1 protein-coding gene is annotated in these 565 nt (G+C 47.4%); it reads right to left on the bottom strand.

Going from position 1 to position 565, the window contains the following annotated elements; translation table 11 throughout:
* Positions 1 to 52: 52 nt before the first annotated feature.
* The coding region (locus R7P74_RS28275; RefSeq protein ID WP_318124002.1) for an asparagine synthase-related protein at positions 53 to 565 on the bottom strand (513 nt) is incomplete at its 5' end.

The following is a 565-nucleotide window of genomic DNA, read 5'->3' as shown; positions in this document are numbered from 1 at the left end:
ACGTCAACAAGTTAAATAATTGGGCTGGATTGCTGCTCCAGCCCAATTCTACTTAGTAAGCGTCGTTGTGAACGGTTTGCACTGCACGGCCTGAAGGGTCAACACAGTTCTTGAATGACTCATCCCACTCAATCGCTTTCGCTGATGAACACGCTACAGAAGGACCACCTGGTACACATTCTGCAGCTGATGGTAATGGGAACAACTCCTCAAAAATTTCGCGGTATACGTAACCTTCTTTAGTTGTTGGTGTGTTGTATGGGAAGCGGTACTGAGCCGTTTCCATCTGTTGATCGGTCACTTTCTCTTCTGCTACGGCCTTCAAAGTGTCAATCCAGCTGTAACCTACGCCATCAGAAAACTGCTCTTTTTGACGCCAAGCGATTGAGTCTGGTAAGTAATGCTCAAAACATTCGCGAAGAATGTGTTTTTCCATCTTACCGTTGCCACACATTTTGTCTGCAGGGTTTAGGCGCATTGCGACGTCAATGAACTCTTTATCCAAGAATGGTACACGGCCTTCAACGCCCCATGCCGCCAACGATTTGTTCGCACGGGCACAGTC

Source organism: Vibrio sp. 2033 (assembly GCF_033339735.1).
Note: the sequence above shows the minus strand (reverse complement) of the source record. Positions and strands in the feature narration are given on the sequence as shown.